At 44.5% G+C, this 8,014-nt stretch carries 6 protein-coding genes and 1 pseudogene; 3 read left to right on the top strand and 4 right to left on the bottom strand.

The genetic code is table 11. From position 1 onward, the window contains the following. A partial coding sequence (locus T429_RS0108255) for a hypothetical protein (protein ID WP_026500965.1) occupies positions 1-248 on the bottom strand: 248 nt, incomplete at its 3' end. A 796-nt stretch (positions 249-1,044) separates the two neighbouring features. Between T429_RS0108255 and T429_RS11105 the strand changes: the two are divergent. The 3 genes and pseudogenes from T429_RS11105 to T429_RS0108230 all read left to right on the top strand — a co-directional run. Beyond that, positions 1,045-1,193 (top strand): annotated as a pseudogene (locus tag T429_RS11105) (helix-turn-helix domain-containing protein); the annotation flags it as partial. Positions 1,194-1,652: 459 nt separating this feature from the next. Next, positions 1,653-2,015, top strand: a complete 363-nt coding sequence (locus T429_RS0108240) for a helix-turn-helix domain-containing protein (RefSeq protein ID WP_026500964.1) — start codon at positions 1,653-1,655, stop codon at positions 2,013-2,015. A gap of 467 nt (positions 2,016-2,482) precedes the next feature. Continuing rightward, the gene (locus T429_RS0108230) at positions 2,483-2,872 is read left to right on the top strand and encodes a VOC family protein (RefSeq protein WP_005774752.1); all 390 of its coding nucleotides are present in this window, start codon (positions 2,483-2,485) and stop codon (positions 2,870-2,872) included. 839 nt (positions 2,873-3,711) lie between these two features. Here the strand turns inward: T429_RS0108230 and T429_RS0108225 are convergent. The 3 genes from T429_RS0108225 to T429_RS10665 form a co-directional block, all read right to left on the bottom strand. Then, entirely contained in the window at positions 3,712-3,903 is a 192-nt protein-coding gene (locus T429_RS0108225; protein WP_005774751.1) for a hypothetical protein, read from the bottom strand. Positions 3,904-4,348: 445 nt separating this feature from the next. Then, positions 4,349-6,928, bottom strand: coding sequence for an ATP-dependent chaperone ClpB (gene clpB / locus T429_RS0108220; protein WP_005774749.1), 2,580 nt, complete (start codon positions 6,926-6,928; stop codon positions 4,349-4,351). A gap of 592 nt (positions 6,929-7,520) precedes the next feature. After that, a complete protein-coding gene (locus T429_RS10665) occupies positions 7,521-7,694 on the bottom strand; it encodes a hypothetical protein (protein WP_154645793.1) in 174 nt (57 codons plus the stop codon). Between the last annotated feature and the right edge of the window lie 320 nt (positions 7,695-8,014).

The raw sequence follows: 8,014 nt of genomic DNA, 5'->3' as shown, positions 1-8,014 counted from the left end.
GAAATTGTTTTGACATTTCCTTCTCCGGTCACCTGCAGAGGCAAAACTTTTGCCAGCAGTGAGAAAAAAGGCACAGGATTATTCAGGGCATGATATTGCAGATAAGACACCAGCCCATCCTCCCCATACTGAGATCCAGCCTGCTCAGCAGCTGTGAGTAAGGCTTCATTAAACCGCTTTGTTATTTTATTCAAAGTCCCTTTTTTGCGTCCTCTTCGACGTAAGGGAAGACAATTTTTCTCAGCCATCATCATGTTCCTTTCAATCAAGAAAAACCCATTCCATGCCATGAAACAATGCCATAAAAATCAGCAACGAACCTTCAAAAGCACTCCACAATGAAAAAAGGAAAACCACCCCCAGCAAGCCCAAAGCTCAAAGCCCCAAGTAAAAAGCCAAAAGCTCCCATAACGCCGAAACCTTCAACTCCAAACCTCTCATCCCATTCCATGCCCTCACAAAAGGGCAACACGCCCTAAAAGCCCACACAACGTGTAAATTCTCCAGCTCCTTGAGTTTTCTCTTCCTTTTTTACAGATCCACGCCTTTACGCTTTTAAATCTTTACAGAAAAATTCTCCCAACCAACACCCCACACCACCTTAGTCAACACTGGTCCATTAACAACACAACCTCTGGTTCTAGCAAAATATCCCCTACGGACTTCAGATCAACACCCTTCAAACGGATAGAACTTCATAAAGCACGCCTTATCCTGAATATTCCTGCTCTTTTCACCACACCTCAGAACACCACTCTTTTATGCGTGTGCAGCATAGCCAATGTTTTAATTTTTCTTGCCAATCTTTTGAAATCACTTTATCACTCAAAAGGTGCTTTGATCGTCCACACAACGGTCAATAAAGGAGTTGAAGCCCTAAGTTCTAAAAAAATTAGCTTACTATGTGAGGCTTCTCGGATTCCGGGAGATTTTGCTCTGTCCAAGTGTATCTCACGCACTAAAAGCAAAAGGCTGATTAGGCTCAGTATTTTCAACCTCCCGGAATACTCACGCGAGGGCGCTCGCAACCGGAGGGGGCTTGAAGTGCAAACCAAAAATTCACATTTTAATGATATTTCTTATCAAGCAAAAGAATTCGTCATAGAAGAATTTCAATGCGGCTTTCTCAAAAGGAATTAGGAAGCCATTTAGATGTCAGTTTTCAACAAATCCAAAAATACGAAAAAGCCTTCTAACCAACACCCCACACCACTTTAGTCAACACTGATCTATGAACAATCGGGCTTCTTATGGAGTAAAATATCCCCTACGATCTTCAGATCAACACCCTTCAAACGGATAGAACTTCATAAAGCACGCCTTATCCTGAATATTCCTGCTCTTTTCACCACACCTCAAAACAGCACTCTTTTATGAGTGTGCAGCATAGCCAATGTTTTAATTTTTCTTGCCAATCTTTTGAAATTACTTTATTGATTAACGCGTGTTTTTGATCGTCCACGCAACGGTCAAATAGGGAGTTGGATTCCTTAAAACTTAACACATAAACAATTATGGCTATCCCGGAAATTCCGGGGGCTTTTGTTATGTCCAAGTGCAATAGCACTAAAAACAAGAGACTGTTTAAGTTCAGTGAATCCAACCTCCCGGAATACCCATGCGAGGGCGCTCGCAACCGGAGGGGGCTTGAAGTGCAAACCAAAAATTCACATTTTAATGATATTTCTATTGGCAAAAGAATTCGTCATAGAAGAATTTCAATGCGGCTTTCTCAAAAGGAGTTAGGAAGCCATTTAGGTGTCAGTTTTCAACAAATCCAAAAATACGAAAAAGGCTTCAATCGTGTAAGCGCAGGACGGCTACAAGAAATTGCCAAGCTACTGAAGGTTCCCATTACCTTTTTTTATGCGGATATTTCAAAAGAAGATATTCCAGAAAATCTCTCACACAATGATCAAGAAATCTATAGTGAAAAGGAACAAACCCTTGTGAAAACTTTTAGAGAACTCCACCCTAAAAAACAAAAAGCAATTTGGTGGTTAATTTCCGATTAGATAAAAACGCCCACAAAGCTCCAATCCTTTACTTCATACAGATCCACGCCTTTACGCTTTTGCATTTTTACGAAAAATGACCTCGACCTTTCTCACTAAACGATAACCAAAATCTTGCCCATCCCCCTTGGCTTCCCACTTCATGTGCTTCAAATTACCACCCCTCAAACAACGCTGTTTGATAGTAAAATTTTAAAGCAGAAAAACGCTCATCATCTAAAAAATGATGAAGCAGTGCGTTTTACATATCCTCTATCTTTGCTTAAACAGCAAAGGAAAACACCCAATCAATTTTTAAATACCCCCCCCGCCTAAAGTTTCCCATGCCTGATATCACCGCCCTAAACGACGGTGTTTTACGGCATGATGGGATAAAACACTCCGCAAACGGAAGTTTCACAATCTCTTGTTGAAATATCCTCTATAGAGGTATACCGTATTAGGAAACCGCTATTAATGGAGAATTTATGAGCACGATCCCCTCTTATCCTGTTACCCCGAACCTACAGTTGATATACGTATCAAACATCGAGCATTCTACCACTTTTTACAAATTCATCTTCAAAAAAGAGCCTATTTTCATCTCGCCACGCTATGTTGCATTTACTTCTTCGGGTGATGCCCTCTTTGCTCTCTGGTCTGGAGGCGATACGCCGGAGGAAAATGTGCCTCGTTTTTCAGAAATCGGCATTATGTTGCCTCATGGAGAGGACGTAGATAAACTCTATGCAGAATGGCAAGAACAAACCACCGTTGAGATAAATGTCTTGAAAGAACCCTATACGGACGTATTTGGACGAACCTTCCTCATCAAAGATCCCGACGGTCATCTTATTCGTGTTTGTCCACTGGATTAAAAAACTTTAAGACCTGATCTTTAATTGCCTGAATTTTGACGTCCACTCCCCTTACCTTAAAGGACGAAGACTTCATCCAGCGCCATTTTTTTGAATAGTCTAGCTTCTTCTAAAGAAGAAGCCGGATTTTTCACTTCGAGATCCCCCCTCAAAGCAGAGTGTTTTATCAAACTTGTCCATCCAGCCCTAAAATATTTTTTCTCTCGTCATCCCTCTTCATCTAAGCCCCCTGCTCCATACACAGACTCCTTGCCCCTCAAACCTCTCATCCCATTCCACGCCATAACAAAAGAACAACACGCCCTAAAAACCCACACAACGTGTAAATCCTCCACGACCTAAAACTTAGCCTTACTTTTTTACAGATCAACGTTTTTACGCTTTGCTTTCCCCCTGCACCTAAAGCTTTTGATATCGGATATCACCCGCCTCTAATAATGTACAGCAGCCACCCAATGGAGAAGGACATCCCCCCACTTCAAACAACATCCCCTTGTTCATCCCTCCTTTGACAGCATCAGAGAGCAACAAGCAACAAAATCTTGGAAAAAACCTTGAGCACCCTCACCCCGCTATCTTCTCACCCATCGTCTTGCCGATGGCTCTTATGGGGCTCTTATCTGCTCTGGTTTAAAGATACAATTCCGATTGTGTCATTATGATACCTTTTTACATTAACCTTGTCAAGTTTTTATATTGTTCTTTTAATATTTCGTGTCATTCTTTCTCATAATCATCTCTCTCATGCAACCAGAATGCCCAAAACATAAAGCACAAAATAAACCATCATTATGTTGCTCATTCACACGTTTTTGAAAAAATTTGAAAAAACATGCCTACTACTTTTGCCATTTCACGACAGTGCACTGCAAAATAACGCTCCATACCTTATGATCATAAAAACCAACCTTTCCCCCTTCACTTTCTCCTCCCTCTCTTATAGTGACCACACCCCCTTCATCCCATTCTCTCCCATTTCGACATTCTCTCCTCCCTCTCTCTGCCTCCTCTTCTCTCCCATCAACGCCCATACGCCCCTCTTCATCTCAACGTATTCCTCCATTGACAAACGCTTCCTCTTCGCCCTCCAATCCCCTCTCTCCTCTCCACCTCTCAACACATCACACAAAGCCCCAATACGCCTCCAAAGGCTATACAACGCCTAAATCCCCCCACGCTCTTGAACACCCACTTCATTTTCACAGAACCACATTTTTACGCTTTTACAGCTTTACAGAAATCAGCCAAATGAAACATCCACCCAGCCACTGAACAATCCCCCCCAAAAGACAAAACCAACCACCACACACTGCTCTATAAATAACAGTGTGTGCGTAAATAATCCAAATGCTTTCCTAGCAGATTTTCACCATTGACCACTCAAGCAGAGCAGCACAGCGTAAGCGCCCCTAACCACAACCGTGTTATGGCATAAGAGGATTATCGCCCCTTCTCTCCCGTGGAATTTCCCCCCACTTATGTTTCAGGCGAAAATTCCAAGCGATCCCCTTGTTTTGTAACTGTCACCGCCGTCTCGTCATGAATTTCTCCAAATAAGATTTTTTCTGCGAGCGGATCTTGAATTTCTTTTTGGATAATCCGTTTAAGGGGGCGTGCCCCATAAAGGGGATCATAGCCTTTATCGGCAAGGAATTGTCGAACTTCTGGTTTGATATGCAAGGTTATGTTGCGTTCATTGAGCAAATTTTGCAAATGTTGTATCTGAATATCAACAATCGCCTCCATATCTTTGCGTTGCAACCGCTGAAAAAGAATAATCTCATCAATACGGTTTAAAAACTCTGGACGGAAAGCGGCTTTCACAACATTCATCACATCGTCTTTTGCTTGATCAACCGTTTGTCCTTCCGGCAAAGCGGTTAAAAATTCAGCACCAAGATTGGAAGTCATAATCAACAAAGTATTACGAAAATCAACCGTTCTGCCCTGACTATCGGTCAAGCGCCCTTCATCCAACACTTGCAGCAGCAGATTAAAGATATCTGGATGCGCCTTTTCAATTTCATCAAAGAGAATAACTTGATAAGGTCTTCTCCGTACAGCCTCTGTCAGCACGCCCCCTTCTTCATATCCGACATATCCGGGCGGTGCCCCAATAAGCCGCGCACCCGCATGCTTTTCCATATATTCCGACATATCAATCCGCAACATAGCATTGGGATCTTGAAAAAGAAACGCCGCCAAAGCTTTGGTGAGTTCTGTTTTTCCCACACCGGTAGGTCCCAAGAACATAAAGGACCCGAGGGGACGATTGGGGTCTTGCAAGCCAGCCCGCGCCCGCCGTACAGCCCGCGCAACAGCTTGAACCGCTTCACCCTGTCCCACAACACGGGTAGCAATTTCATCTTCCATGCGCAAGAGCGCTTCGCGTTCTGCTTCCAACATCCGATCAACAGGAATACCGGTCCAGCGTGAAACAATCCGCGCAACATGTTCAGCGGTCACCGTTTCTTCAACGAGATGATTTTGTTGGTCATCATTTTCGGCTAAAGTCAATTGTTTTTCAAGTTCCGGAATAACACTATAAGCCAGTTCGCCCGCGCGTTGGAATTGTCCATCCCGCTGTGCAATTGCCAAAGCATTGCGCGCTTCTTCGAGTTGTTTTTTCAAATCGGCTGCATGCCCTAATTTTTGTTTTTCAGCCTGCCAAGCCGTTGTCATCTCGGCGGATTGTTGTTCCAAAATTTTGAGTTCTTCCTGCACATTTTTCAAACGTTCTTTTGCTGTAGGTTCAACATCTGTTTTCAAAGCTTCCCGTTCGATTTTCAATTGTAAAATGCGCCGATCAAGCGCATCGAGTTCTTCGGGCTTTGAATCGACCTGCATACGCAAGCGTGCAGCGGCTTCATCGATCAGATCAATAGCTTTATCGGGCAAGAAACGATCAGTAATATAACGAGAAGAGAGTCGTGCAGCGGCAATTAAAGCGCTGTCTGCCAAGCGCACTTTATGGTGCTGTTCATATTTTTCTTTAATCCCACGCAAGATAGAAATCGTATCCTCCAAAGAGGGCTCAGGGACGAAGACCGGTTGGAAACGTCTAGCAAGAGCAGCATCTTTTTCGACATATTTTCGATATTCATCGAGGGTTGTTGCACCCACACAATGGAGTTCTCCACGGGCAAGAGCCGGCTTTAACAAGTTGGAAGCATCCATTGGACCATCAGATTTTCCAGCGCCCACGAGGTTATGCAATTCATCAATAAAGAGAATAATCTGCCCATTTTCGGCTTGCACTTCCGCCAGAACGGCTTTAAGGCGTTCTTCAAATTCCCCGCGATATTTTGCGCCCGCAATAAGCGCGCCCATATCGAGTGCATAGAGCTGTTTATCGCGCAAAGTTTCTGGAACATCGCCATTGATAATACGCAGCGCCAACCCTTCGACAATAGCGGTTTTTCCCACACCGGGTTCACCGATCAGCACAGGATTATTTTTTGTGCGCCGTGAGAGCACCTGAATGGTGCGTCGAATTTCTTCTTCCCGCCCAATGACTGGGTCGAGTTTTCCTTCGCGGGCATCTTTTGTGAGATCACGGGCATATTTTTGCAAGGCATCATATTGGCCCTCCGCATGGGGACTTGTCGCTGTTTTTCCTTTGCGCAGATCATTAATTGCCTGATTAAGCGCCTGCGGGGTCAAGCCCGCCTTTGTCAGAATATCGGCTGTTTTTGCGGACTTTTCCATCAACAGCGCTTGCAACATGCGCTCCACAGTGACAAATTGATCACCGGCTTTTTGTGCGATCTCCTCCGCGGTTGCGAAGACTTTTGCCACCGGCTGCGAGAGATAGAGCTGTCCATTTCCCCCTTGCACTTTTGGCAAAGCTTCAAGCGCTTCTTTAAGCGCCTTTTGAATAAGCTTGAGATCTCCCCCTGCTTTTTGGATCAGTGACGCAGCCAATCCTTGCGGATCATCTAACAAGACTTTCAAGAAATGTTCCGGCATAAACTGCTGATGATCAGAAGCCAGCGCGTTATTTTGTGCTGATTGTAAGAACCCCTGCACGCGTTCGCTATATTTTTCCAAGTGCATTTTTTTCCTTTCTTGCGGCAACTCTTAGGCATTCTTTTTTAGTATCGCCCCAGCCCTTTTGTTTTCTCAAAACACTAAACCAAAAGCTCTCCCCAGCATGTCATAAAGACCGCCCCACCACACGAACACCAGAAACGTTGAAGCATGAAGAACTGTCGTGTTAAAATGAATATGGGTTATGATCTAAACGAGTGCAAGAGCAAAACATGAAAGAAAAAACAAAGTGAAGAAACGCGTGCAAAAAAGCATCATAAAACCAGAAGATAAAAGGTTTTGCAAAACAGCGCCCCCCCAAAAATGATCTCATCCCTTGCGACAAATTGCCCATCGCCCAAGACACACAGAAGAGCGCCTTTAAGAAGAACATGAAAGCCGCCGCCTCTCAAAAATTGACTTTACCCCGCCCTACGCGCTCCTCTTCCCTCAACACACACCCAACATTTAATCGTTCTCACCCCTCCCTCCATCAACACCCCAATACGTGCGCGCCCTTCTCGATCCCAACTTACCCTCCATTGACAAACTCTCTCCTCCAGTCATACTCCCTTCATCCCATTGTCTCCTTCCTTTCTCTGGTTCCTCTTCTCTCCCATCAACGCACCACTACGCGCGTCCCCTCTCTCTGCCAACTTATTGCTCCATTCACAAGATTTTCACCCCCAAGCTTCTCTCCCCATTTCATACCATGCCACAAGCCCAACCACGCCCCCAAGCCTCCACAACACATAAACAAAGCATAAAAATTTTCACGTCCTTGAACTTCCACTCCTCCTTTTACGGCTCCACGTTTTCACGATTTTACGATTTTACGATTTTACTCAAAAGCAGCCAATGAAACTCCACCCCACCAGCGAACAATCTCCCTTCAAAAAGCAAATTCCCCCAAAGGACAAAGCTTGCCAGACCACTCTTGTAAACAGAGATCTGTAAACCAATCCAACTTCTCACCCCACGCCCCTCTCTCAAATCACGCCCCCAACAGAACACGGATCAGACAGAACCAACCAAGCCCTATCCCTCAAACCTTACCTGACTACACAAAACGCACGCAATCTCTACCCTCTAGCCCCTTTATTCTTCTTCATC

Source organism: Bartonella elizabethae F9251 = ATCC 49927 (genome assembly GCF_000518165.1).
Taxonomy (GTDB): Bacteria; Pseudomonadota; Alphaproteobacteria; order Rhizobiales; family Rhizobiaceae; genus Bartonella; species Bartonella elizabethae.
The sequence above is the reverse complement of the archived record's forward strand: the minus strand, read 5'-3'. Positions and strand labels throughout refer to the sequence as shown.